19 protein-coding genes are annotated in these 26,096 nt (G+C 71.2%); 16 read left to right on the top strand and 3 right to left on the bottom strand.

Annotated elements, in window-relative coordinates:
* The first annotated feature begins 4 nt into the window (after positions 1 to 4).
* From gatA to AB0M27_RS05885, 9 genes are all read left to right on the top strand, one after another.
* Positions 5 to 1,504: an Asp-tRNA(Asn)/Glu-tRNA(Gln) amidotransferase subunit GatA gene (gene gatA, locus AB0M27_RS05845; RefSeq protein ID WP_365718346.1), complete on the top strand. Its 1,500-nt coding sequence runs from the start codon at positions 5 to 7 to the stop codon at positions 1,502 to 1,504.
* On the top strand, positions 1,501 to 1,740 hold the full coding sequence (locus AB0M27_RS05850; RefSeq protein ID WP_365718348.1) for a hypothetical protein: 240 nt from the start codon (positions 1,501 to 1,503) through the stop codon (positions 1,738 to 1,740). The genes gatA and AB0M27_RS05850 overlap by 4 nt, the downstream gene beginning before the upstream one ends.
* Before the next feature lie 15 nt (positions 1,741 to 1,755).
* Positions 1,756 to 3,270: an Asp-tRNA(Asn)/Glu-tRNA(Gln) amidotransferase subunit GatB gene (gene gatB / locus AB0M27_RS05855; RefSeq protein WP_365718350.1), complete on the top strand. Its 1,515-nt coding sequence runs from the start codon at positions 1,756 to 1,758 to the stop codon at positions 3,268 to 3,270.
* Between the two features lie 290 nt (positions 3,271 to 3,560).
* Entirely contained in the window at positions 3,561 to 5,792 is a 2,232-nt protein-coding gene (locus AB0M27_RS05860) for an MMPL family transporter (protein WP_365718352.1), read from the top strand.
* Positions 5,770 to 6,345, top strand: coding sequence for a GNAT family protein (locus AB0M27_RS05865; protein WP_365718354.1), 576 nt, complete (start codon positions 5,770 to 5,772; stop codon positions 6,343 to 6,345). Before AB0M27_RS05860 ends, AB0M27_RS05865 begins: the two co-directional genes overlap by 23 nt.
* A 35-nt stretch (positions 6,346 to 6,380) precedes the next feature.
* Positions 6,381 to 7,022: a hypothetical protein gene (locus AB0M27_RS05870; RefSeq protein ID WP_365718356.1), complete on the top strand. Its 642-nt coding sequence runs from the start codon at positions 6,381 to 6,383 to the stop codon at positions 7,020 to 7,022.
* Between the two features lie 196 nt (positions 7,023 to 7,218).
* Positions 7,219 to 7,410, top strand: a complete 192-nt coding sequence (locus AB0M27_RS05875; RefSeq protein WP_365718358.1) for a hypothetical protein — start codon at positions 7,219 to 7,221, stop codon at positions 7,408 to 7,410.
* Between the two features lie 203 nt (positions 7,411 to 7,613).
* A complete protein-coding gene (locus AB0M27_RS05880; protein ID WP_365718360.1) occupies positions 7,614 to 10,694 on the top strand; it encodes an AAA family ATPase in 3,081 nt (1,026 codons plus the stop codon).
* 49 nt (positions 10,695 to 10,743) lie between these two features.
* Positions 10,744 to 10,962 (top strand): DUF6191 domain-containing protein, encoded by a 219-nt coding sequence (locus tag AB0M27_RS05885; RefSeq protein WP_365718362.1) that lies wholly within the window; start codon positions 10,744 to 10,746, stop codon positions 10,960 to 10,962.
* 15 nt (positions 10,963 to 10,977) lie between these two features.
* Here AB0M27_RS05885 and AB0M27_RS05890 read toward each other — a convergent pair whose 3' ends face one another.
* Both AB0M27_RS05890 and AB0M27_RS05895 read right to left on the bottom strand, forming a co-directional pair.
* Complete coding sequence (locus tag AB0M27_RS05890; protein ID WP_365718364.1) at positions 10,978 to 12,156, bottom strand: PQQ-dependent sugar dehydrogenase; 1,179 nt, start codon at positions 12,154 to 12,156, stop codon at positions 10,978 to 10,980.
* Between the two features lie 369 nt (positions 12,157 to 12,525).
* Positions 12,526 to 13,524 (bottom strand): aldo/keto reductase, encoded by a 999-nt coding sequence (locus AB0M27_RS05895; protein ID WP_365718366.1) that lies wholly within the window; start codon positions 13,522 to 13,524, stop codon positions 12,526 to 12,528.
* Between the two features lie 76 nt (positions 13,525 to 13,600).
* Between AB0M27_RS05895 and AB0M27_RS05900 the strand changes: the two genes are divergently transcribed.
* The 6 genes from AB0M27_RS05900 to serA all read left to right on the top strand — a co-directional run bounded on the left by AB0M27_RS05900 (position 13,601) and on the right by serA (position 23,603).
* Positions 13,601 to 14,542 carry a 2-hydroxyacid dehydrogenase gene (locus AB0M27_RS05900; RefSeq protein WP_365718368.1) on the top strand — a complete coding sequence of 314 codons (942 nt, stop codon included), beginning with the start codon at positions 13,601 to 13,603 and terminating at the stop codon, positions 14,540 to 14,542.
* 421 nt (positions 14,543 to 14,963) lie between these two features.
* Positions 14,964 to 17,993, top strand: a complete 3,030-nt coding sequence (locus AB0M27_RS05905) for an EAL domain-containing protein (RefSeq protein ID WP_365718370.1) — start codon at positions 14,964 to 14,966, stop codon at positions 17,991 to 17,993.
* Between the two features lie 243 nt (positions 17,994 to 18,236).
* Positions 18,237 to 20,084: an acetolactate synthase large subunit gene (locus AB0M27_RS05910; RefSeq protein WP_365718372.1), complete on the top strand. Its 1,848-nt coding sequence runs from the start codon at positions 18,237 to 18,239 to the stop codon at positions 20,082 to 20,084.
* 30 nt (positions 20,085 to 20,114) lie between these two features.
* Positions 20,115 to 20,639, top strand: coding sequence for an acetolactate synthase small subunit (gene ilvN / locus AB0M27_RS05915; RefSeq protein ID WP_055708145.1), 525 nt, complete (start codon positions 20,115 to 20,117; stop codon positions 20,637 to 20,639).
* Between the two features lie 131 nt (positions 20,640 to 20,770).
* Complete coding sequence (ilvC, locus tag AB0M27_RS05920) at positions 20,771 to 21,769, top strand: ketol-acid reductoisomerase (protein ID WP_365718374.1); 999 nt, start codon at positions 20,771 to 20,773, stop codon at positions 21,767 to 21,769.
* Between the two features lie 244 nt (positions 21,770 to 22,013).
* A complete protein-coding gene (gene serA, locus AB0M27_RS05925; RefSeq protein WP_365718376.1) occupies positions 22,014 to 23,603 on the top strand; it encodes a phosphoglycerate dehydrogenase in 1,590 nt (529 codons plus the stop codon).
* A gap of 60 nt (positions 23,604 to 23,663) precedes the next feature.
* On the opposite strand, the gene AB0M27_RS05930 is transcribed toward serA, so the two are convergent.
* Positions 23,664 to 25,217, bottom strand: coding sequence for an MFS transporter (locus tag AB0M27_RS05930; protein ID WP_365718377.1), 1,554 nt, complete (start codon positions 25,215 to 25,217; stop codon positions 23,664 to 23,666).
* 97 nt (positions 25,218 to 25,314) lie between these two features.
* Here AB0M27_RS05930 and AB0M27_RS05935 point away from each other — a divergent pair, with 97 nt between their 5' ends.
* Positions 25,315 to 25,908, top strand: a complete 594-nt coding sequence (locus AB0M27_RS05935) for a TetR/AcrR family transcriptional regulator (protein WP_365718379.1) — start codon at positions 25,315 to 25,317, stop codon at positions 25,906 to 25,908.
* The last annotated feature ends 188 nt before the right edge of the window (positions 25,909 to 26,096 follow it).

Here is a 26,096-nt window from a genome sequence, read left to right on the forward strand (position 1 = left end):
CACCATGACGGACAGCAACATCATCAAGCTCACCGCCGCGCAGATCGCCGAGAAGATCGCCTCGGGCGAGCTCACGGCCGTCGAGGTCACCGAGGCCCACCTCGCCCGGATCGAGGTCGTCGACGAGAAGGTGCACGCCTTCCTGCACATCGACCGCGCGGGCGCCCTCGCCCAGGCCCGTGCCGTGGACGAGAAGCGGGCGCGAGGGGAGAAGCTCGGGCCCCTCGCCGGCGTTCCGCTCGCGCTCAAGGACATCTTCACCACCGAGGGCGTACCCACGACCGTCGGCTCGAAGATCCTGGAAGGGTGGATCCCGCCGTACGACGCCACCGTCACCAAGAGGCTGAAGGCCGCCGACGTCGTCATCCTCGGCAAGACCAACATGGACGAGTTCGCCATGGGGTCCTCGACGGAGAACAGCGCCTACGGCCCGACCGGCAACCCCTGGGACCTCACCAAGATCCCCGGCGGCTCCGGCGGCGGCTCCTCCGCCGCCCTCGCCGCCTTCGAGGCCCCGCTAGCCATCGGCACCGACACCGGCGGCTCCATCCGCCAGCCGGCCGCCGTCACCGGCACGGTCGGCGTGAAGCCGACGTACGGCGCGGTGTCCCGCTTCGGCATGGTCGCCTTCTCCTCGTCCCTCGACCAGGGCGGCCCGTGCGCCCGTACGGTCCTGGACGCGGCGCTGCTGCACGAGGTCATCGCCGGACACGACCCGATGGACTCCACCTCCATCGACGCCCCGGTCCCGCCGGTGGTCGAGGCCGCCCGCAACGGCAGCGTCCAGGGCATGCGCGTCGGCGTGGTCAAGCAGTTCCGCGGCGAGGGCTACCAGGCCGGTGTCATCCAGCGCTTCGACGAGTCGGTCGAGCTGCTGAAGGAGCTCGGCGCCGAGATCGTCGAGCTGGACTGCCCGTCCTTCGACCTCGCGCTGTCGGCGTACTACCTGATCGCGCCGTCCGAGTGCTCCTCCAACCTCGCCCGCTTCGACGGCCTGCGCTACGGCCTGCGGACCGGCGACGACGGCAGCCACTCGGCCGAGGAGGTCACCTCCCTCACCCGTGAGGCCGGCTTCGGACCCGAGGTCAAGCGCCGCATCATGCTCGGCACGTACGCCCTGTCGAGCGGCTACTACGACGCGTACTACGGCTCCGCGCAGAAGGTCCGCACGCTCATCACGCGCGACTTCGAGAAGGCCTTCGAGCAGGTCGACGTCATCGTCTCGCCGACGACCCCGACCACCGCCTTCGCGATCGGCGAGCGTGCCGACGACCCGATGGCGATGTACCTCGCGGACCTGTGCACCATCCCGACCAACCTGGCGGGCAACGCGGCCATGTCCCTGCCCTGCGGTCTCGCCCCGGAGGACAACCTCCCGGTGGGCCTGCAGATCATCGCCCCCGCGATGAAGGACGACCGGCTGTACAAGGTGGGCGCCGCCGTCGAGGCCGCCTTCGTGGAAAAGTGGGGTCACCCGCTGCTGGAGGAGGCTCCGTCGCTGTGAGCGCACTGTCCAAGGCCAAGGGCTTCAAGAAGTCCAAGTCCGGTACGTACCTGTCCATGGGCACCACCGCGTTCGGCGCGGTCGGTGTCGCCAAGCAGATCAAGAAGGCCCGTGCCGAGGGCGACACGCTGCGGCTGATCGACGCCACCGTGTCCGCCGTCGCGATCGTCACCGGCCTCGCGATCCTCTACCGCGAGCTGAAGCGGCTGGGCGACGACGACGTCCTGCTGGGCTGAGAGGGAAGTTTCACCGTGACCACCACGACCGACCTGGTGTCGTACGAGGACGCGCTGGCGTCGTACGACCCCGTCATGGGCCTCGAGGTCCATGTCGAACTCGGCACCAAGACCAAGATGTTCTGCGGCTGTTCGACGGCGCTCGGCGCCGACCCGAACACCCAGACCTGCCCCGTCTGCCTCGGCCTGCCCGGCGCGCTCCCGGTCGTCAACGCGACCGGCGTCGAGTCGGCGATCAGGATCGGTCTCGCGCTGAACTGCGAGATCGCCGAGTGGTGCCGCTTCGCCCGGAAGAACTACTTCTATCCGGACATGCCGAAGAACTTCCAGACCTCCCAGTACGACGAGCCGATCGCCTTCAACGGCTACCTCGACGTGCAGCTGGAGGACGGCGAGACCTTCCGCGTGGAGATCGAGCGCGCCCACATGGAGGAGGACACCGGCAAGTCCACCCACGTGGGCGGCGCGACCGGCCGTATCCACGGCGCGCAGCACTCGCTGCTGGACTACAACCGCGCCGGCATCCCGCTGATCGAGATCGTCACCAAGCCGATCGTCGGCGCCGGCGAGCGCGCCCCCGAGGTCGCCAAGGCGTACGTCCGTGAGCTGCGCGAGGTCATCCGTGCCCTCGGCGTGTCCGAGGCCCGCATGGAGATGGGCCAGATGCGCTGCGACGTCAACCTGTCGCTGATGCCCAAGGGCGCCGACAAGTTCGGCACCCGCAGCGAGACCAAGAACGTCAACTCGCTGCGTTCGGTGGAGCGCGCGGTCCGCTTCGAGGTCATGCGCCACGGCGCGGTCCTCTCCGGCGGCGGCACGATCGTCCAGGAGACCCGCCACTTCCACGAGGACACCGGCAGCACCACCTCCGGCCGTACGAAGGAGGAGGCCGAGGACTACCGGTACTTCCCGGAGCCCGACCTCGTGCCCGTCGCGCCCACGCGCGAGTGGGTCGAGGAGATCCGCGCGGCGCTGCCCGAGCTGCCGCTGGTCCGCCGCACCCGGCTGCTCGCCGAGTGGGGCATCTCCGCCACCGACATGCAGGCGATCCTGAACGCCGGAGCGCTGGACCCGATCGTCGCCACGATCGACGCCGGTGCCGACGCGGCCTCCGCCCGCAAGTGGTGGATGGGCGAACTGGCGCGCAGCGCCAACGAGTCCGGCAAGGCGCTGGACGAGCTGGCGATCACGCCCGCGCAGGTCGCCCGGGTCACCGAGCTGGTCGCGAAGGGTGACCTGAACGACAAGCTGGCCCGCCAGGTCATCGAGGGCGTCCTCGCGGGCGAGGGCACTCCGGACGAGGTCGTCGACAAGCGCGGTCTGAAGGTCGTCTCCGACGAGGGCGCGCTGACCGCCGCCGTCGACGAGGCCATCGCCGGCAACCCGGGCGTCGCGGACAAGATCCGCGGCGGCAAGGTGGCCGCGGCCGGCGCCCTGGTCGGCGCGGTCATGAAGGCGACCCGGGGTCAGGCCGACGCGGCCCGCGTCAAGGAGCTGATCCTGGAGAAGCTGGGCGTGAGCGAGGGCTGAGGCCCGGGCTTCATACGCGTACGGCCGTAAGGTCCCGTTAAGGCCCCGGAAGGCATGCCGCCTTCCGGGGCCTTACGTTTTTGCGCGAAGTGCCGGTCGGGGCGACAGAGTTCGCCGGAGTGTCCTGTGATGCCCCTCCCACTCCTGTGAATAAGCCCACGATCATGGCAAACGATCATTTTTGCCTGCAAGAGTGTCTGCAATTGCTCATTCGTTCTTTGCGGGCTGTTCAGTTTATGAACGATCGTTCCCGGTCAAAGATCCACAAATTATCTTCTGGGAGCAAGTCCGTGGCAGACCTCGCCCGTTGGTGCGTCCGGCATCGGCTGATCGCCGTGCTGCTGTGGCTCCTCGCCTTCGGCGGGGTCACCGCGGCCGGCGCCGTGGCCGGTTCGTCGTACTCGAACGCCTACGACGTTCCCGGCACCGAGGCCGGCCGCGCCGCGGAGCTGCTCAAGGAGGGCTTCCCGGGCCTGGGCGGGGACAGCGACACCGTCGTCTGGCACACCGGCAGCGGCACCGTCCGCGCCGCCGACGTCGAGCAGACCATGACCCGCACCCTGGACCGGATCGCCTCGCTGCCCGGCGTGGCCTCCGTGACCAGCCCGTACGGCCGCCAGGGCGCGCACCGGATCAGCGACGACGGACATACCGCCTACGCCACCGTCACCTTCACGCGGGAGGCCGAGCACATCGGCAAGGCCGAGGCGCAGGCCGTGGTGAACACCGCCAAGGCCGCCGAGGGCGACGGGCTCCAGGTGGAACTGGGCGGCAGCGCGATAGGCCTCACCGCGTCCCCGCGCGAGCACACCGCCGAGGTGGTCGGCGTGCTCGTCGCGGCCGTCGTGCTGTTCCTCGCCTTCGGCTCGCTCGCCGCCTCGGCTCTGCCCATCGCCACCGCCCTGGTCGGCGTCGGCACCGCCTACTCCGGTATCGGGCTGCTCGGACACGCCATGACGGTCGCCGACTTCGCGCCCATGCTCGGCATGCTCATCGGCCTCGGCGTCGGCATCGACTACGCGCTGTTCATCGTGACCAGACACCGGCGCGGACTGAAACAGGGCCTGAGCGTCACCGAGGCCGCCGTGAACGCCGTGGCCACCACCGGACGCGCGGTCGTCTTCGCGGGTGCGACGGTGTGCATCGCCCTGTTGGGGATGCTGATACTGCGGCTGAGCTTCCTCAACGGGGTCGCCGTGGCCGCCTCGTTGACGGTCCTGCTCACCGTCGCCGCCTCCGTCACCCTGCTGCCCGCCCTGCTGTCGTACATCGGCCCCCGGGCCCTCAGCCGCCGCGAGCGGCGCCGGCTCGCCGAGCACGGGCCGCGCCCGGAGCTGCCCACCGGTCTCGCCGCCCGCTGGTCGGCGTTCGTCGAACGCCATCCCAAGCTGCTCGGCTCGCTCGCCGTCGCCGTCGTCGCCCTGCTCGCCCTGCCCACCCTCTCCCTCCACCTCGGCACCTCCGACCAGGGCAACGACCCGCGCACCTCCACCACCCGCAAGGCCTACGACCTGCTCGCCGACGGCTTCGGGCCGGGCGTCAACGGGCCGCTCACCCTGGTGACGCGCGTGGACGGCGCCGCGGACAAGCTGGCCCTGGACAACCTCGACACCACCCTGCGCGCCACCCGGGGCGTCGCCTCCGTCACCCCGGCCACCTACACCTCCGGCGGCGGCATCGCCTACCTCACCGTCGTCCCCGACTCCGCACCGCAGTCCCAGGACACCAGCGACCTCGTGGCCCGGCTGCGCACGAAGGCGCTGCCGCGCGCGGAGGCCGGCACCGCCCTCGACATCCAGGTCGGCGGGGTCACCGCCGGCTACGACGACTTCGCGAGCGTGATCGTCGGCAAACTGCCGCTGTTCGTCGGCGCGGTCATCGGGCTGGGCTGTCTGCTGCTGCTCGTCGCGTTCCGCTCGCTCGGCATCCCGCTGAAGGCCGCCGTGATGAACATCGCCGCCGTGGCCGCCGCGTTCGGCATCGTCGTCGCCGTCTTCCAGTGGGGCTGGGGCAGCGAACTCCTCGGCCTCGGCCGGGCCGGCCCCATCGAGCCCTTCCTCCCCGTGATCATGGTCTCCGTCCTCTTCGGACTCTCCATGGACTACCAGGTCTTCCTGGTCGGCCGGATGTACGAGGAGTGGCTGGAGACCGGCGACAACCGGCGCGCCGTCCGGGTGGGCCTCGCCGAGACCAGCCGGGTCATCAACTCCGCCGCGATCATCATGATCTCGGTCTTCCTCGCCTTCGTCCTCAGCGGCGACCGCGTGATCGCCATGTTCGGCATCGCGCTCGCCTCCGCCGTCGCCCTGGACGCCTTCGTCCTGCGTACCCTCCTCGTGCCCGCGCTGATGCATCTGCTCGGCGCCGCCAACTGGTGGCTGCCGGCCTCGCTGGAGCGCCGCCTGCCCCGCGTCAGCATCGAGCCGCCCGAGTGCGGCGCCGCGCATGAGAGGCTCGGCAAGGTCTCGGTGGAGGAACTGCGGAAGGAAGAACAGCGCGATGTACGCGATATCCCTGGGTGACGACGGCGCCGAGCTGCGGCCCCTGGAGGTCTGGCACGCCGAGGAGGTCCTCGCCAACATCGACCGGGGGCGGGAGTTCATCGGCCGGCACATCGGGCTGCCGGACGTGATCACCGACCTGGACTCCGCCCGCGCGTACCTGAAGTCCTACGCCGACAAGCGCGGCGCCGACGCCGGCGGCCTGCACGGCATCTGGCTGGACGGGAAACTGGTCGGCGGTCTGCTGTTCCGGGTGTGGGACACCCCGAGCGGGGTGTGCGAGGCCGGCTGCTGGCTGGAGCCCGCGGCGGCCGGGCGCGGGCTGGTCACGCGGGGCATGCGGGTGCTGCTGGACTGGGCCTTCGAGGAGCGCGGCATGCACCGCGTGGAGTGGCAGGTGTCCTCCGCCAACGAGCCCAGCGTCAACGTGGCCCGCCGGCTCGGCATGAGCCGCGAGGGCGTCCTCCGCGAGAACTACCCGCACCGGGGAGTGCGCACCAGCACCGAGATCTGGTCGGTGCTCGCACCGGAATGGCGTGCGGCACGCGCGCGTACCGCACACAACGATCATTAAGGCGCCTCTCAGACTGGGTCCGTACGGTGCCGGGCATGGCTACGAAGACACAGGAAGGCGCCGAGGCCGGCACGACGGCCGGCACCGAGGTGCGCAGCGACGACGAGACCAGGGAGAACACCGGGACCGCCGGGGAGCGGGGGGCCGCCGAGCCCGAAGGCGCGGAGTCCGCGGCCGTGGCTGCCGGTGGGGCGGAGGCCGAGGACTCCTCGGAAGCCGAAGGGGCCGAGCTCGCTGAAGAGGCCGAGGGCGCCGAAGACGGCGATGCCGGCGGCAAGGCGCCCTCCGGAGTCGGACAGGGCGCCGGTGCCGTCGTCTCCGCCGCGCTGGGCTTCGTCTCGCTCAGCGGTGGCTGGATCGGCACCATCGCGGGCGCCCGTGAGCAGCTCGTCGGTCAGCTGCGGACCTCCTCCACCGCGAGCGTCGCCACCCAGATCAAGGCGGTCTACGGCAACGCCTGGCACAGCACCGCCCTGTGGGCCGGCCTGTTCGCGCTGGCCGCGCTGCTCACCGGCGTGGTCGTACTCGCCCGGCCCGCCTTCGGCGCCCCCGGTCGCCCTCAGGCGCCCTGGATCAAGTCGGTCACGTGGGCCGGGGTCTCGCTCGGCGTCATCGGCCTGCTGCTGGCCGTCCTGAAGTACTCCGACGCCCTGCTCGCCCTGCCCTCGACCGGCTGAGAACCCGCAGGTCCCAGGGGCCTTAGGGAATCCGAGACCACCTTACGGACTCCCTAAGGCCCCTTACGCGCGCGTGCGGCCCGTACGCCGCCCGAAGATGCGGAACACTCCCGATGTGGCGCACCCCCCTGGGAGACGAAGGTGGAGGCATCGCAGAAAGCGACGCACGACACCGGATCTCCTCGAAGGACACGTCATGATCGAGATCGAGTACCACAAGATGCGCTCCGCCCAGCTGATCCACGAGGCCGAGCAGGTGCGCCTGGCCCGCGAGGTCGCCCGGGCCCGCCGTGCGGCCCGCCGCGAGGGCTCCGCCGGCCACGACGGCGCGGCCGCCGAGTCCCATACCGACCGGCGCCGCCGGCCCCGCATCCCGCGCACCGCGTGAACACCGGACCGACGGACAGGGCCGGCACGGAGGGTGGCCGTACGGGGGTCGGCCGCCCTCCGGGCCTTCCGGACCAGGGCCGTACCACTGCCCACCCCAGTCGTACGACCCTTCCGTCTGTCACCACGACCGCCCAGCCCGTCAGTACGACGATCGCACCAGGCCTGTGGAAAACCGCTGCCCTGCCGTCCGGACCTCGTGCGATGCTCGGGCCCGTGGAGACCAGGTCCGTCAGCCCCGTGTTCGTCGGCCGCACCGACGAGCTGGACACCTTGAACGACGCGCTCGCCCGCGCCCGCGCCGGCGAGCCCCAGGCACTGCTGCTCGGCGGCGAGGCCGGGGTCGGCAAGACCCGCCTCGTCGAGGAGTTCGCCACGGCCGCCGGCCGGAACGCGGTCGTCGCCATCGGCGGCTGTGTGGAGATCGGCGCCGACGGGCTGCCGTTCGCGCCTTTCTCCACCGCGCTGCGCGCCCTGCGCGACGCCCTGCCCGAGGAGTTCGCCACCGCCGCCCAGGGCCAGGAGGAGGAACTGGCCCGCCTCCTGCCCGACTTGGGCGAGGCCGGCGCCGGCCGCCACGACGAGCAGGGCATGGCCCGCCTGTTCGAACTCACCGCCCGGCTGCTGGAGCGGGTCGCCGCCGAGCACCCGGTCGTGCTCGTCCTGGAGGACCTGCACTGGGCCGACGCCTCCACCCGCCACCTCCTCGCCTTCCTCTTCCGCACCCTGCGCGCGGGCAAGCTCCTCGTCCTCGCCAGCTACCGCTCCGACGACATCCACCGCCGCCATCCGCTGCGCCCCCTGCTCGCCGAACTCGACCGGCTGCGCACCGTCCGCCGCATCGAACTAGCCCGCTTCACCCGCGAGGAGGTGGGCCGCCAGATCGCCGGCATCCTCGCCGCCGAACCCGACCCCGCGCAGGTCGACGAGATCTTCGAACGCTCCGACGGCAACGCCTTCTTCGTCGAGGAACTCGCCGTCGCCGCCTGCGACGGCTGCTGCACCGGCCTCACCGACTCGCTGCGCGACCTGCTCCTGGTCCGGGTCGAGGCGCTGCCCGAGAGCGCCCAACGGGTCGCCCGGGTGGTCGCCGAGGGCGGCTCCACCGTGGAGTACCGGCTGATCGCCGCCGTCGCCCAGCTCGGCGAGGACGACCTCATCGAAGCGCTGCGGGCCGCCGTCGGCGCCAACATCCTCACCGTCACCGCGGCCGGCGACGGCTACCGCTTCCGGCACTCCCTGGTCCGCGAGGCCGTCGCCGACGACCTGCTGCCCGGCGAACGCTCCCGGCTCAACCGCCGCTACGCCGAAGCCCTGGAAGCCGATCCCACGCTCGTCCCGGCCGACGCCCGCGTGATGCGCCTGGCCAGCTACTGGTACCACGCCCATGACGCCGCCAAGGCCCTGCCCGCCGTCCTGGACGCCTCCGTCGTGGCCCGCCGCCGGCACGCCTACACCGAGCAACTCATGCTCCTGGAGCGGGCGATGGAGCTGTGGGACGGCGTTCCGGAGGAAGTGCGCTCCGCCCTGCGCCCGGTCGACTACACCGAGGTCTACCCTCCGTGCGGCTGCGACCCGGCCACCGCACCCCTGCGCTATCTCGACCTGATGGCCGAGGCGGCGGTGGCGGGCCGCTTCGGCGGGGAACGCGAACGCGCGCTGAAGATCACCAAGCGGGCCCTGCGCCTCCTGGAGGACGAGCCGGATCCTCCCCCTGGCTCTCAACACCGTCCGAGCAGGGGGGACCCCCAGCGCGCCGCCTGGTTCTGGATCCAGCGCTCCCGCCTGGTCCAGGCCCAGGCCCGCGGCGACGGCTGGCAGGAACTGGCCACCGCCCAGGACCTGGTGCGCGGCCTGCCGCCGTCCGAGGTGCACGCCGAGGTACTGGCCCTCGCCGCCAACTGGTCCATGCTGCACCGGCCCGGCCCCGACGCCTTCGCCGCCGCCGAGCGGGCCGTGGAGTACGCGCGCATGGTCGGCGCCCGCGAGATCGAACTCCACGCCCGCCTCACCCTCGGCTGCCTCAAGGTGGACGCGGGCGACACCGAGACCGGCCTGGCGGAGATGCGGCAGGTGCTGCGGGACACCCTCGCGGAGGGCGTACACCATGTCGCGGGCCGAGCCTATGTGAACCTTCCCTCCCAGCTGCAGGGCATCGGCCGCGACCGGGAGGCCGTGCCCCTCCTGCGCGAGGGCATCGCCTTCGCCCGCACCCACGGGCTGCTGGACTCCGAGGCCTGGATACGGGGCAACCTGTCCGAGGCGCTGTACTCGCTCGGCGACTGGGCGGAGGCCGCCGAGACCGCCACCCACGCCACCCGGGTCGGCCACAGCGCCAAGCCCCGTGGCCAGGGCGCCCTGCGCCTGGCACACCTGGCCCTCGCCCGCGGCGACCTCGCCGAGGCGGGCCGCCAACTCGCCGCGGCCCGCGCCCACTACGGCACCCACGACCCGATGCCCCAGCTCTCTTTGCCCCTGGCCCGGGTCGCCCTCGGTGTGGCCGCCGAGGAGGGCCGTATCGCCGACGCCCGCGCCGAACTGCTCCGGGCCCTGGACACCGGATTCCCACCCGGCACCCAGCGCTACGGCTGGCCGCTGCTGCGGGCCGCCGCCACCGTGGAGGCCGAGGCCCGCACCCTGTCCGCCGCCGAGCCCGGCCGCGCCGAGATCCTCGACCGCCTCGGCGAAGCCATACGGAATCTCACCACCGGCGCCCCCCTCTGGCAGGCCTACGACCAGTGGGCCCGTGCCGAACTGCGCCGCGCGAAGGGCATGGACACCACCGACGACTGGTCGCCGGTCGTCACCGCCTTCGAGTGCCTGGACCGCCCCTACGAGCTCGCCCGGGTCCGCCACCGCCTCGCCGCAGCGCTCCTGGCCGACGGCGGCGACGACGAACGCGACCGCGCGGTGGAACTGCTCCGGCTGGCCGCCGCCGTCGCCGCTCACCTCGACGCCCGCTCTCTCGCCGAGACCGTCGCCCGGCTCGCCCAGCGCGCCCGCCTCACCTTGACCCGCGCACCCCGGCAGGCCCTCGCCTCCACCGACCCGGCCGCGGCTCTCGGCCTCACCAGCCGGGAGCGGGACGTCCTGCGCCTGGTCTCGGCCGGCCGCACCAACCGCCAGATCGCCGAGGAGCTGTTCATCTCCCCGAAGACCGCGAGCGTCCACGTCTCCAACATCCTCAGCAAGCTCGGCGTCTCCGGCCGGGGCGAGGCGGCGGCGATGGCACACCGGCTGGGGCTGTTCCCGGCCGAGACGCTCACTGCCGGAACGGCGGGATGAGACCTACGCTGAAGAAAAGCCGCAAGGGGGAGAAAGCGGGGGAGGGGCCGTGTTCAATGCCTTCGAGGAACTCTTCGCACCCGGCCGCAAACACACCCGGGATGAACAGAACCGCTTGGAGCTGACCCGTGAGGACGTGGGCGACAACGACCCCGGAAGGGGCCCGATAGACCTGACCTCCGGGAAGGCGGTCATACGACTCCCGGATCCACCGCCGGCCGAGACGGAGCCGGAGGAGGGCCTGAAAGAGGGCACCGAAGGGGTGTGAGCCGTTCGGGGGGCGCTACTTCACCTCCAGTTCCAGCAGCCGGTCGTCCCCCTTCTTCGGTCGGCCCCGGCCGTCCGTGTTGCTCGTCAGCAGCCACACCTTGTCGCCGCCCGCCGCGACCACCGTGCGCAGCCGGCCGTACTCGCCGGTGAGGAGGGCCTGCGGTGGCGCCGAGGCCTCCGTGCCCTGGAGCGGGATGCGCCACAGGCGTTGGCCCTTCAGGCCCGCCATCCAGATCACGCCCTTGACGTAGGCGATGCCGCTCGGGGAGGCGTCGTCGGTGTGCCACTGGGCTATCGGGTTCTGGAAGGCGGCGTCGGAGGACCTGCCCTCGGCCTGCGGCCAGCCGTAGTTCGCGCCCGGCTTGATCGCGTTCAGTTCGTCCCAGGTGTCCTGGCCGAACTCCGAGGCGAACAGGCGCTGTCTGTCGTCCCAGGCCAGCCCCTGGACGTTGCGGTGGCCGTAGGAATACACCGGGGAGTCGGGGAAGGGGTTGCCCGGAGCCGGCTCGCCCTCCGGGGTCAGGCGCAGGATCTTGCCACCCAGGGACTTCTTGTCCTGGGCCAGGCCGCGCTCGCCGCTCTCGCCGGTGCCCACGTACAGCATGCCGTCCCGGCCGAACGCGATCCGGCCGCCGTTGTGGATGATGCCCTTGGGTATGCCCTTGAACACCGTGTCCGGAGCGCCCAGTTGCTCACCGGGCGGCTTCCGCTCGTCGTACAGCATGCGGACGATGCGGTTGTCCGAGGCCGAGGTGAAGTAGGCGTAGATCATGTGGTCCGAGGCGTAGTCGGGGGAGAGGGCGATGCCCAGCAGACCGCCCTCGCCGGCCGGGGAGACTCCGGAGACCGCGCCCAGCTCGGTCTTGCGGCCCGTCTTCTCGTCGATCCGGATGATCGTGCCGTCGTCGCGGGAGGAGACCAGCAGACCGCCGCCGGGCAGCGGGGCCAGCCCCCACGGTGTCTTCAGGCCGTCGGCCACTGTGCGCAGCACCTTCACCGAGCCCTTGGCCGGCGGTGCCGGCTCGGTGGCGTGGCCGGAGGGGGCCGTGCCCGGTGCCGTACTCGTGGCGGTCGTCCTCCCGGGGCCGCCAGGGGGCCCTCCTCCGTCGGAGGAGCAGCCGGCCGTCAGCAGGAGGGCGGCCGCGGCCCACACGGCCAACGAGGCCGACACAGCTCGTCGTTGCACGATCACGATCCCTTCGAGGCGGTCATCCAGCGGCAGGTGCTACTTCTCATACACCGCCCACCCCGCCCGGGTTCCCGCCCCGGCACAACCGATCCCGGAAAGCCTTCGGCCCCACGCTCCCTGGCCGCTCAGCCCGATGCGCCCTAGCCCCTCAGTCCGACGCCCCCTGGCTCCAGTCCCAGGACCCCCGCCCTCAGTCCCAGGACCCACGCGCCCCTGAGACCCACGGTTCCTGCGCCTGCGCTCCCGTCGCCCCTGCGCCGGGACGCCCACCGCCCCACGTGGTCAGCCCGACGGTCCCTGCACCGTCAATGCGACCGCCCCGGGTGGTCAGTCCCCCCGACCCCCGCGGAGGCATCCCACGCCCCCGCGCCATCACTCCCAAGACCCCTGAGCCGCCGGCAGTCGTGACGCCTCCGCGAGGTCCTCCTCGGTCAGGCGCAGGTCGCCGGCCGCCGCGTTCTCCACGGCCCATCGCTCCTGCTTGGTGCCCGGCAGGGCGATCACATGGCGGCCCTGTGCCAGAACCCAGGCCAGGGCCACCTGGGCCGGGGTGACGTGCTCGCCGTGGCGGCGCGCGATGCGGCGCAGGCCCGCGACGATCGGCTGGTTGGCCGCCATCATCTCCGCCGTGAAGCGGGGGTGGCGGGCCCGCAGGTCGTCCGGTTCGAAGCCCTCGCCCGGGGTCAGCGTGCCGGTCAGGAAGCCGTTGCCCAGCGGCATCGCCGCGAGGAAACCCACGCCCCGAGCCCGGCACCACGGCAGCAGCGCCTGGAGCGCCTCCGGCGACCACACCGACAGTTCCGCCTCCACCGCGGCGACCGGGAACACCTGCTGCACCCGTTGCAACTGGCGCAACGTTCCGTCGTACAGCCCCACCCCGGAGCGGCGGCCGCCACGCGCGCCCACCGCGCACAGGCCCAGCGCCCGCACCTTGCCGGCCCGCACCAGCTCGGCCATCGCGCCCCACGTCTCCTCTACGGGGACCTCAGGATCGGCGCGGTGCAACTGGTAGAGGTCGATCACGTCCGTCTGCAGGCGGCGCAGGGAGGCGTCACAGGCCCGCTTCACATACCCGGGGCGGCCGTTGGCCACGATGTGCTGCTCGCCCACCAGCAGCCCCACCTTCGTGGACACGAAGGCCTCCGCGCGCCGCTCCTTCAGCACCCGGCCCAGCAGCAGCTCATTGGTGAACGGCCCGTACATGTCCGCCGTGTCCAGGAGGGTCGAGCCCAGGTCCAGTGCCCGGTGCACGGTCCTGAGCGATTCGTCGCCCCGCTGCCGCGACCCGCTGTACGCCCAGCTCATCGGCATGCACCCGAGTCCGACGGCCCCCATCGCGAGCGCCCCCGCGCCGATCGTCCTGCGCTCCACCTGCTCGTGAACCTCCCTCTGCCCGGACCCCAACCTAACCTCTGCACGCGCGCGTGCCTGACATAGCCTCCATGGCATGAGTGCAGAGGTGTGGCTTCCCATAGCGCCGGACGAGATCGAGGGGCTCCCCGAAGGGCCCCGGTACCTGTTCTGGGACGGCGGCGAGGAGTTCCCGGCCGACCCGGCCGACTGCTCCTTCTACGTCGTGCCCTACATGAAGCCCGCCGGGATCGGTGTGCGCCCGCTGCCGGAGATGTCCTCCGTCGAGGTCGTACAGACGCTGTCGGCCGGGATCGACCATGTTCAGCCGGGCCTGCACCACCTGCGCCCGGGTGTGCGGCTGTGCAATGCGCGCGGGGTGCACGAGGCGAGCACCGCCGAGCTGACGCTGACCCTGGTCCTCGCCGCCCTGCGCGGCATCCCGGACTTCGTGCGGGCCCAGGAGCGCGGCGAGTGGCTCGGCGGGTTCCGGCCGGCCCTCGCCGACAAATCCGTCCTGATCGTCGGCTACGGCTCCATCGGTGCCGCCATCGAAGACCGGCTCGCGCCCTTTGAGGTCGCGCGGGTGGCGCGCGTCGCGCGCTCCGAGCGCACCACGGCGCGCGGTCCGGTGCATCCGTTCACCGAATTGCCTTCTTTGCTTCCACACGCCGATGTCGTGATCCTTTCCACGCCCTTGACGGAGGAGACGCGGGGGCTGGTCGACGCAGAGTTCCTCGCGCGGATGAAGGACGGGGCGCTGCTCGTGAACGTGGCGCGGGGCCCCGTGGTCGACACGAAGGCGCTGCTCGCGGAGCTGGAGAGCGGCCGTGTCACCGCGGCCCTGGACGTCACCGACCCCGAGCCGCTGCCGCCCGGACACCCGCTCTGGCAGGCCCCCGGCGCGCTCGTCACCCCGCACGTGGGAGGGCCCACCTCCGCCTTCCTGCCGCGCGCGAAGCGGCTGCTCGTCGACCAGTTGACCCGGTTCGTGAACCACGAGCCCCTGCGCAACGTGATCCTGACGACAGGCTCGTAATCCGCTCCCCGCTCTCGGCTTCGCCCGAGCGGGGGTCGCCATCGGCACCCTCCGCAACCCCTCGGATGCGGGCCGTACCCGCATCCCCGCTGGTCGTCACGGAGAGTAGAGAACCTATGTCCCTGAGTGACGATCCTGGTGTATCGTCCCGGACAGGGGCTGCGCCGCCTACCCGTTCGGCGCCGGGGATGGACATTTCAGATTTGTGAGGGGGGCGACGGGCGATGCACGGCCTATGGACGAACGATCCGACGCGGCGGAGCCGCCGACGGCGACCCTGGCGCACGGCCGCGCGTAGACGCGGTCACCAGACCAGCCATCACAGCCACCAGCAGCGCAGGCACAGCGGCCGCAGGAGGCATGCGCACCCAGCGCACCGGGACCGTCGGGACCCGGGAGCGGCGCTCACCGGGAGGCCCCGGTGAGCGCGCCGCCCCCGGTGACGACCGCCCTCGACGCGGCGGTGCGCGCCTCGCATCCGCAGCAGGCGCCGCCGCCCTGGCGCGCGCCCGCCGCTGGACGCACGCGCGCGATGGAGCAACTCGTTCTCGCCCTGGTCTGCGCGGCCTACGCCGTCGGGGCCGCGTTCGACTGGGGTGCGGACGAAGTGGCACTGATCATGGGCGACTTCGGGCTGAGCGCCGCGGCGGGCACCGCCGCAGTCTCGTGCTTCCTGTACGCCCGCAGTCGCCGTGTCCGCTTCCGCTCGGCCTGGCTGCTGTTCGCCCTGTCCTCGGCGATGGCGGCCCTCGGCAACGCGGTCTGGGGCTGGTACGAGGTCGTCCTCGGCCGGCCGGTGCCCAGCCCCTCCTACGCGGACCTGTTCTTCCTGTGCTTCGCGCCGCCGGCCATCGTGGGCCTGCTGGTGCTCGCCAAGCGGCCGGTGACCAAGGCCGGCTGGATCTGCCTGGCGCTGGACGCCTGGCTGATCGGCGGCTCGCTGCTCACGCTGTCCTGGAGCCTGGCGCTCGCCCAGGCGGCCCGGTTCGACGGACCGAGTGTGGCGCACACCGCGCTGTCGCTGGCGTACCCACTGCTCGACATCGCGCTCATCAGCATGGTGCTCGCGCTGCACTTCCGCCGCACCCCGGGCAATCGCACCGCGGTGAACACGGCGATCGGGGCGCTCGGGCTGACCGTGATGTGCGACGCGCTGTTCACCTCGCCGCTGCTGCACAGCAGCTACCGCTCCGGGCAGCTGCTGGACGCCGGATGGTTCGCCGGTTCGCTGCTGCTCGCCTACGCCCCCTGGGCCGCGCCCCGCCGCAAGAGCGCACAGGAGGCGCACGTACCGGACGGGCACACGCGCGTGGTCCACGAACACATGCCCGGACAGCGCGGCACGGGCCACCACCACGTGTCCGTGTCCGCACCGGGAGGTGATCACAGCCGGTATCCGGCCGGCCGGCCGCTCACCGGCTCCCTCGCCGCCCTCACCCCGTACCTCGCCGCCGCCGTGTGCACCCTGGGCATCCTGTACAACGTCCTCAACGGGCGCCGACCCGACCATGTCGTGCTGATCACCGCGGGCGCCGTCGTCCTCGCGCTCGTCATCCGGCAGGGCATCATGCTGCTGGACAACATCACCCTGACCCAGGAACTGGCGCAGAAGGAGAACCACTTCCGCTCCCTGGTGCAGGGTTCCAGCGACGTGATCATGATCGCCGCGCCCAACGGCGTCCTGCGGTACGTCTCCCCGGCCGCCGCCGGGGTCTACGGCCGCCCCGCCGAGGAACTGGTGGGCACGGAACTGGCCGGCCTCATCCACCCGGAGGACCTGGGCTGCGTGGTGCACGAGGTGCGCCGCTTCCTCGCCGCCAGCCCTCTGGAGGAACCCACCACCCGCATCGAATGCCGCTTCCGGTCCGGCGACGGCGGCTGGCTCAACGTCGAGTCGACCGTCAACCGTCACCACGGCGGCCTGATCTTCAACAGCCGGGACGTGACCGAGCGCGTCCGCCTGCAGGCGCAGCTGCAGCACAACGCCGAGCACGACCCGCTGACCGACCTGCCCAACCGCGCGCTGTTCACCCGGCGCGTGCAGCAGGCCCTGTCCGGCCGCCGCGCCACCGACCGGGGCGCCGCCCTGCGCAACACGGCCGTGCTCTTCATCGACCTGGACGGATTCAAGGCCGTCAACGACACGATCGGGCACCAGGCCGGGGACGAGCTGCTCGTCCAGGCCGCCCGCAGACTCCAGGACGCGGTCAGGCAGGGGGACACCGCCTCCCGGCTCGGCGGCGACGAGTTCGCGGCCCTGATCGTCGGGGACGGCACCCGTGACCGTGCCGCCCGGGAGCGGAACATCCTGGAGCTCGCCGACCGCCTCAGGCTGACCCTCTCCCAGCCGTACGCCATCGACGGCAGCGACGTCAGGGTCAACGCCTCCATCGGTGTCGCCTTCGCCGAACAGGGCCTCGCCGCAGGCGAGTTGCTGCGCAACGCCGACCTCGCGATGTACCGCGCGAAAGCGGCCGGAAAGGGCCGGGTCGAGCTCTACAAGCCGCAGATGCAGCAGGACGTCGTACGCAGGGCGGAGCTGGCCACCCGGCTGCGTGCCGCACTGCACGACGGCGAGTTCGCCCTGCTGCACCAGCCGGTGGTGTGCCTGGCGAGCGGCCGGATCACGGCGGTCTCGGCGCAGGCGCGCTGGCGCTCCTCGCAGGGGGTGCTGTTCACCCCGGCCGAGTTCCTGCGGGTGACCGAGGACGGCGACAAGACCGCCGAGCTGGACCGCTGGATCCTGCACGAGGCCGTCGAGCAGGCCGCCGAGCGGGTCGCGACCGGGACCGTCGTACCGGTGGCCGTCCGCACGAGCGCCCGGCGGCTGCTGGAGCGCTCGATGCCGGTCGGCTCCGTGGAGGCGCTGCTGACCCGGCACGGGCTGCCGCCCGGTGGGCTGCTCCTGGAGCTGTCCGACACCGATCCGCGGGTCTGCCTGGACGAGCTGGAGCGGCGGCTGACCGCGCTCAGCCGGCTCGGTGTGCGGATCGCGCTGGACGGTTTCGGCAGCGGCTACGCGTCCGTCACCGCCCTCAGAAGGCTTCCGGTGGACATCCTGAAACTCGACCGCAGCCTGGTCGAGGGCGTCGTGGAGTCCGCGCGGCTGCACAAGATCACCAGCGGTCTGCTGCGGATCGCCGGCGATCTCGGGCTGCAGTCCGTGGCCGAGGGCGTGGATCTGCCGGAGCAGGTCGTCGTGCTGCGCGCGATGGGCTGCACGCACGGGCAGGGCACGGCGTTCGCGGGGCCGCTGGACGAGTACCGGCTGCGCCGGGCGCTCGCGTCCGGCCACTACCCGGTGCCGCACGCACCGGCCGAACCGGCGTTTGCGGGGAGTGTGAGCGAGCCGAAGGGGCGCTCAGGGGTGTACACAGGGGGTGTTACGGCTGTCTTCGGAGGCGGCAGTGCCCATCGTTCACATTCTGAGACTCCCGTCCCACCCACTTGACACGTGGTGCGCGTCGGGGGGAGGGTCAGTGCCATGCGCACCCGAATTCTCGTACTTGGACAGCGCGTCGGCTGAGCTGGGACCCACCGGAGGACGATCCGGAAACCCCAGCGACCTCACCGGCGCGCTCCCCTCGCTTGCCTTGCGGCACGAGGGGTTTTTTGTTGCACGAGTGCCGTTCGTGCAGCGCGTGAACTCCGTACAAACCTCGCAAAAACCCTCAGCATCGAGAAGAGAATGCCGATGACCGAGCAGGCCACCGGGGCCCATCCGCAGCCGCGGCCCCGATCCGGAGGACAGCAGTCCGCCCCCGTCGAGCACGTCACGGGTGCGCAGTCCCTCATCCGCTCCCTCGAGGAGGTCGGCGCTGACACGGTATTCGGCATTCCCGGCGGCGCGATCCTGCCGGCGTACGACCCCCTGATGGACTCGACCAGGGTCCGTCACGTACTGGTCCGCCACGAGCAGGGCGCCGGCCACGCGGCCACCGGCTATGCGCAGGCCACCGGCAAGGTCGGCGTGTGCATGGCCACCTCCGGCCCCGGCGCCACCAACCTGGTGACCCCGATCGCCGACGCCCACATGGACTCGGTGCCGCTCGTGGCGATCACCGGGCAGGTGGCGTCGAAGGCGATCGGCACGGACGCCTTCCAGGAGGCGGACATCGTCGGCATCACCATGCCGATCACCAAGCACAACTTCCTCGTCACCAAGGCCGAGGACATCCCGCGGGTCATCGCGCAGGCGTTCCACATCGCCTCCACCGGCCGCCCGGGCCCGGTCCTGGTCGACATCGCCAAGGACGCCCTGCAGGCGAAGACCACCTTCACCTGGCCGCCCACCATGGACCTGCCCGGCTACCGCCCGGTGACCAAGCCGCACGCCAAGCAGATCCGCGAGGCCGCGAAGCTGATCACCTCCGCCAAGCGGCCCGTCCTCTACGTCGGCGGCGGCGTCATCAAGGCGCAGGCCACCGCCGAGCTGAAGGTCCTCGCCGAACTCACCGGAGCGCCCGTCACCACCACCCTGATGGCGCTCGGCGCGTTCCCCGACAGCCACCCGCTGCACGTGGGAATGCCGGGCATGCACGGTGCGGTCACCGCCGTCACCGCGCTGCAGAAGGCCGACCTGATCGTCGCCCTCGGCGCCCGTTTCGACGACCGCGTCACCGGCAGGCTGGACAGCTTCGCCCCGTACGCCAAGATCGTCCACGCCGACATCGACCCGGCCGAGATCGGCAAGAACCGCGCCGCGGACGTGCCGATCGTCGGTGACGCCCGCGAGGTCATCGCCGACCTGGTCCAGGCCGTGCAGAAGGAGCACAGCGAGGGCCACAAGGGGGACTACACCGCCTGGTGGAGCGACCTGAACCGCTGGCGCGAGACCTACCCGCTCGGCTACGACCAGCCGGAGGACGGCTCGCTCTCCCCGCAGCAGGTCATCGAGCGCGTCGGCCAACTCGCGCCCGAGGGCACGATCTTTGCCGCGGGCGTCGGCCAGCACCAGATGTGGGCCGCGCACTTCATCCAGTACGACAAGCCCGCCACCTGGCTGAACTCCGGCGGCGCCGGAACCATGGGCTACGCGGTCCCGGCCGCCATGGGCGCCAAGGCCGGACAGCCGGACCACACGGTCTGGGCGATCGACGGCGACGGCTGCTTCCAGATGACCAATCAGGAACTGACCACCTGCGCCCTGAACAACATCCCGATCAAGGTCGCCATCATCAACAACGGCGCCCTCGGCATGGTCCGCCAGTGGCAGACCCTGTTCTACAACCAGCGCTACTCCAACACCGTGCTGCACAGCGGCCCCGACGACATCAACCCGGAGGCCAAGGGCACGCGCGTGCCCGACTTCGTGAAGTTGTCCGAGGCGATGGGCTGCGTGGGCCTGCGCTGCGAGCGGCCGGAGGACCTGGACAAGGTCATCCAGGAGGCGAACTCCATCAACGACCGCCCCGTCGTCATCGACTTCATCGTCCACGAGGACGCGATGGTGTGGCCGATGGTCGCCGCCGGCACCTCCAACGACGAGATCATGGCCGCCCGGGACGTCCGCCCCGACTTCGGCGACAACGAAGACGACTGACCCTCGACCAGCAAGGAAGAGCAGAACACCATGTCCAAGCACACGCTCTCCGTCCTGGTGGAGAACACACCGGGCATCCTCGCCCGGATCGCCGCCCTGTTCTCGCGCCGCGGCTTCAACATCGACTCGCTCGCGGTCGGCGTCACCGAGCACCCCGACATCTCCCGCATCACCATCGTGGTGGGCGTCGAGGACCTGCCGCTGGAGCAGGTGACCAAGCAGCTCAACAAGCTCGTCAACGTGCTGAAGATCGTCGAGCTGGAGCCCGGTCAGGCCGTGCAGCGCGAACTCGTCCTGGTGAAGGTCCGCGCCGACAACGAGACCCGCTCCCAGATCGTCGAGATCGTCCAGCTGTTCCGCGCCAAGACCGTCGACGTCTCCCCGGAGGCCGTCACCATCGAGGCCACCGGATCCAGCGAGAAGCTGTCCGCCATGCTCAAGATGCTGGAGCCGTTCGGCATCAAGGAGCTGGTGCAGTCCGGCACGATCGCGATCGGCCGCGGCGCCCGTTCCATCACCGACCGCTCGCTGCGCGCTCTCGACCGATCCGCGTAAAGCTGAAGTACGGCTGAAACCGGGCGGTCGGCGACACGCCGTCCGCCCGGATGCCGAGACCCCGAGACTTCCTTTCCCCCCACCGTCATACGGTGGGACGCACAATCTGCACACCAAGGAGAGAACCCAAAGTGGCCGAGCTGTTCTACGACGCTGACGCCGACCTGTCCATCATCCAGGGCCGCAAGGTCGCGGTCATCGGCTACGGCAGCCAGGGCCACGCCCACGCGCTGTCGCTGCGTGACTCCGGTGTCGACGTCCGCGTCGGTCTGCACGAGGGCTCCAAGTCCAAGGCCAAGGCCGAGGAGCAGGGCCTGCGCGTGGTGACGCCGGCGGAGGCCGCCGCCGAGGCCGACGTCATCATGATCCTGGTGCCGGACCCGATCCAGGCCCAGGTCTACGAGGAGTCCATCGCCCCGAACCTGAAGGACGGCGACGCGCTGTTCTTCGGTCACGGCTTCAACATCCGCTTCGGCTTCATCAAGCCGCCGGCCGGCGTGGACGTCTGCATGGTCGCCCCGAAGGGCCCGGGCCACCTGGTCCGCCGCCAGTACGAGGAGGGCCGCGGCGTTCCGTGCATCGCCGCCGTCGAGCAGGACGCCTCCGGAGACGCCTTCTCGCTGGCCCTGTCGTACGCCAAGGGCATCGGCGGCACCCGCGCGGGCGTCATCAAGACGACCTTCACCGAGGAGACCGAGACCGACCTGTTCGGTGAGCAGGCTGTCCTCTGCGGTGGTACGGCCGCGCTGGTCAAGGCGGGCTTCGAGACGCTGACCGAGGCTGGTTACCAGCCGGAGATCGCCTACTTCGAGTGCCTGCACGAGCTGAAGCTGATCGTGGACCTCATGTACGAGGGCGGCCTGGAGAAGATGCGCTGGTCGATCTCGGAGACCGCCGAGTGGGGCGACTACGTCACCGGCCCGCGCATCATCACCGACGCCACCAAGGCCGAGATGAAGAAGGTCCTCGCCGAGATCCAGGACGGCTCCTTCGCCCGGAACTGGATGGACGAGTACCACGGCGGTCTGAAGAGGTACAACGAGTACAAGAAGCAGGACTCCGAGCACCTGCTGGAGACCACGGGCAAGCAGCTGCGCAAGCTGATGAGCTGGGTGAGCGAGGAGGCGTAAGCCTCACGTCAGGGGGCCGGGGCATGATGCTCCGGCCCCCGTCGTCCATCTGTTGTCCACCCCGTCCAGCCCCGGACGGGTGATCCTTCCGTGGAGGCGCAAGATGCCCTGCGCCACGCCACTAGACTGCTGCACAACACGCGTCAGGCCCACAGCGTCGTGCGTCTTCCGCGGCTAGCCCCCCTCCTCCGCCTGCGGCCGTCGGGACGGCCGTCCGCATGCTTTGGACTTGTGAGGACCTCACGTGAGCTCGAAACCCGTCGTACTCATCGCTGAAGAGCTGTCGCCCGCGACCGTGGACGCACTCGGCCCGGACTTCGAGATCCGGCACACCAACGGAGCCGACCGAGCCGAACTGCTCCCCGCCATCGCCGACGTCGACGCGATCCTGATCCGCTCGGCCACCAAGGTCGACGCCGAGGCCATCGCCGCGGCGAAGAAGCTCAAGGTCGTCGCCCGCGCCGGCGTCGGCCTGGACAACGTCGACGTCTCCGCCGCCACCAAGGCCGGCGTGATGGTCGTCAACGCCCCGACCTCCAACATCGTGACCGCCGCCGAGCTGGCCTGCGGTCTGATCCTCGCCTCCGCCCGCAACATCCCGCAGGCCAACGCCGCGCTGAAGAACGGCGAGTGGAAGCGCAGCAAGTACACGGGCGTCGAGCTGGCCGAGAAGACCCTCGGTGTCGTCGGCCTCGGCCGCATCGGCGCCCTGGTCGCCCAGCGCATGTCCGCCTTCGGCATGAAGGTCGTCGCCTACGACCCCTATGTCCAGCCCGCCCGCGCCGCGCAGATGGGCGTCAAGGTCCTCTCCCTGGACGAGCTGCTGGAGGTCTCCGACTTCATCACCGTCCACCTGCCCAAGACGCCCGAGACCCTCGGCCTCATCGGCGACGAGGCGCTGCGCAAGGTCAGGCCGAGCGTGCGCATCGTCAACGCCGCACGCGGCGGCATCGTGGACGAGGCGGCGCTGTACGCGGCGCTGAAGGAGGGCCGGGTCGCCGGCGCCGGCCTCGACGTGTACGCCAAGGAGCCGTGCACCGACTCGCCGCTGTTCGAGCTGGACCAGGTGGTGTGCACCCCGCACCTGGGCGCCTCCACCGACGAGGCGCAGGAGAAGGCGGGCATCGCGGTCGCCAAGTCCGTCCGCCTCGCCCTCGCCGGTGAGCTGGTGCCGGACGCGGTGAACGTCCAGGGCGGTGTCATCGCCGAGGACGTCAAGCCCGGTCTGCCGCTCGCCGAGCGCCTCGGCCGTATCTTCACCGCGCTCGCCGGAGAGGTCGCGGTCCGCCTCGACGTCGAGGTGTACGGCGAGATCACCCAGCACGACGTGAAGGTGCTGGAACTGTCCGCCCTCAAGGGTGTCTTCGAGGACGTCGTCGACGAGACGGTGTCGTACGTCAACGCGCCGCTGTTCGCGCAGGAGCGGGGCGTCGAGGTCCGGCTGACCACCAGCTCCGAGTCGGCCGAGCACCGCAACGTCGTCACCGTGCGGGGCACGCTCGCGGACGGCGAGGAGGTGTCGGTGTCCGGCACACTGGCCGGCCCGAAGCACGTCCAGAAGATCGTCGCGGTCGGCGACTACGACGTCGACCTCGCCCTCGCCGACCACATGGTCGTCCTGCGCTACGAGGACCGTCCCGGTGTCGTCGGCACCGTCGGCCGCATCCTCGGCGAGGCGGGCATCAACATCGCCGGCATGCAGGTCGCTCGCGCGGTCGCCGGCGGCGAGGCACTGGCCGTGCTCACCGTCGACGACACGGTGTCCGCCGGCGTGCTGAGCGAGGTCGCCTCCGAGATCGGTGCGACGTCCGCCCGCTCGGTGAACCTCGTCTGACGCATCGACAAACGCCGGACGGGCTGAGGTGTCTCAGCCCGTCCGGCGTTTGTCTGTGCCCTACTTCTGTGTGCCCTGCTCGTCGTCCCGCACCTCGATCGTCCGCAGGCTCAGCGCCGCCCCCACCGCCGCCAGCACCAGCAGCGCCGCCCCGGCGATCGCCGCGCCCTGCATCCCCGTGGTGAAGGCCTCCCGGGCCGTGGCGAGCAGGGACTGACCGGCCGCGCCGGGCAGCCGGGCTGCCGTGGCGAGGGCGTCGCCCAGGGTCTCGCGGGCCCCGGCCGGGGCGCCGGCAGGCATCTCGTGGCGGTAGATCGCCGTACCGATCGAGCCGAGGACCGCCATGCCGAGCGCGCCCCCGAACTCGGCGCTGGTCTCCAGAAGGGAGGAGGCCGTGCCCGCCCGCTCCACCGGGGCGCCGCTCAGGGCCAGGTCGGTCAGCTGGGAGACGATCGCGACCATCCCGCAGGCGAGGACGCCGGCCCCGGCCAGCGCCAGCCACAGCGAGTCGGTGCCGACGAGGGCGAGCATCGAGTAACCGGCCGCCATGGCGGCGAAGCCGCCGGCGACGACGTACCCCCGGTTGACGCCCCGCTGGATGAGCTGTGCGGTGACCGGACCGGCGAACCCGATGAACACCGAGGGCAGCAGGCTCCACAGGGCCGCCGACAGCGGGCTCTTGCCGAGGACCGACTGCAGGTACTGCGTGGTGAAGATGGCCGAACCCATCATGGCGAGGGCGGCGACGAGGTTGAGGACCAGCGCCGGGGCGAAGCCGTGGCCCTTCAGCAGGGCCGGCGGGATCAGCGGGGAGGCGCTGGTGCGCTGCCGGTGGACGAACAGAGCCGTGAAGAGCAGGCCGACGGTGACGGAGACGACGTACAGCGGGTGCCAGCCCTCGGAGGGGATCTCCTTCAGGCCGTAGATCACGGGGAGCACGGCGGCCATCGACAGCGGGACGCTCAGCCAGTCGAAGCGGCCGGGGTTCGGGTCCTTCGACTCGGGCAGCAGCACCGGGCCGAGGAGCAGGAGCAGGGCCATCGCGGGCAGGTTGACCAGGAAGACCGAGCCCCACCAGAAGTGCTCGACGAGGATGCCGCTCATCACCGAGCCGAGCGCGATACCTCCGGTCATCACCCCGGACCACAGACCGATCGCCTTGGCCCGCTGGCCGGGGTCGGTGAACATCGTGCGCAGCAGCGCCATCGTCGACGGCATCAGGGTCGCCCCGCCGATGCCGAGGATCGCGCGGGCCGCGATCAGGGTCTCGGCGCTGTCGGCGTAGGCCGCGAGGAGCGAGGCGCCGCCGAAGGCCGCGGCGCCCATGAGCAGGAGCTTGCGGCGGCCGATGCGGTCGCCGAGGGAGCCCATGGTCATCAGCAGGCCGGCCAGGACGAAGCCGTAGATGTCGAAGACCCACAGCTGCTGGGTGCCGCTCGGGTGCAGGTCCGCGGCGATCGCGGGGGTTGCGAAGTACAGGACCGAGACGTCCATCGAGACCAGCAGCAGCGGCAGCATCAGCACGCCGAGAGCGGTCCACTCGCGGCGCCCGGCGCGGCCGGGGGCGGCGCCGTCGGCGCCGACGGAGGTGATTGTGCTCGTCGAGTTCGTCATGCCAGTGACTGTACGGGCGTCTTAAACGCTTGTCTAGAACGAATGTATAAGTCACTCGTCTAGGACATCCGTATGGATCGTCGCTAGGCTGGTGGCCATGGGACACCGTGAGGATCTGCTCGAAGGCGCCAAGCGCTGCCTGCTGGAGAAGGGGTTCCTGCGCACGACCGCGCGGGACATCGTCAAGGCGTCGGGCACCAACCTGGCGTCCATCGGCTACCACTACGGGTCGAAGGCCGAGCTGCTGGTGCAGGCCTACATCTCGCTGATCGAGGGCGTGGGGGAGAGGTTCGACCCGGGACTCGGCGGGACGGTGACAGAGCCTCCGGGTTCGCTGGAGCGCTTCCAGGAGGTGTGGACGAGCATCCTCCGCACGGTGCCCGAGTCACGGGCGATCTGGATGCTGAGCTTCGAGCTCATGTTCCAGGACGAGCGACTCGAAGAGGTGCGCAAGCTGCTGGCCGAGGCCCAGGAGGGGGGCCGCTCGGGGCTGGTGGCGATGTTCAGCGGCATCCCGGAGTCCGACGTCGACAAGGACACCGTCGACACCGAGGGCCGCTTCTACCAGACCCTCCTCAACGGCCTCATGGTCCAGTGGCTCTTCGACCCCGACTCGGCGACCACGGCCGAGCAACTCACCACTGGCCTACGGCGGATCATCGCGGCGACGAGCACGGGCGACACTCGGTGAGGTCCTGCGCTGAGACCGCGTAGACCGAGCAGTGACCCTTGGGCGCCCCACGGCAACTCTTCGACTTGGTCTGCGATGCCCAGTCCCGCCCGGGACGGCGGCTGACGTACAGCGTGGCCGGATTGGCCCGGGTGGACGGTGTGCGGTGAAGGCAGGACCGGCCCGACTCCGGCGATCCGCAGGCGTGA

This window comes from Streptomyces sp. NPDC052107, from assembly GCF_040680215.1.
Taxonomy (GTDB): Bacteria; Actinomycetota; Actinomycetes; order Streptomycetales; family Streptomycetaceae; genus Streptomyces.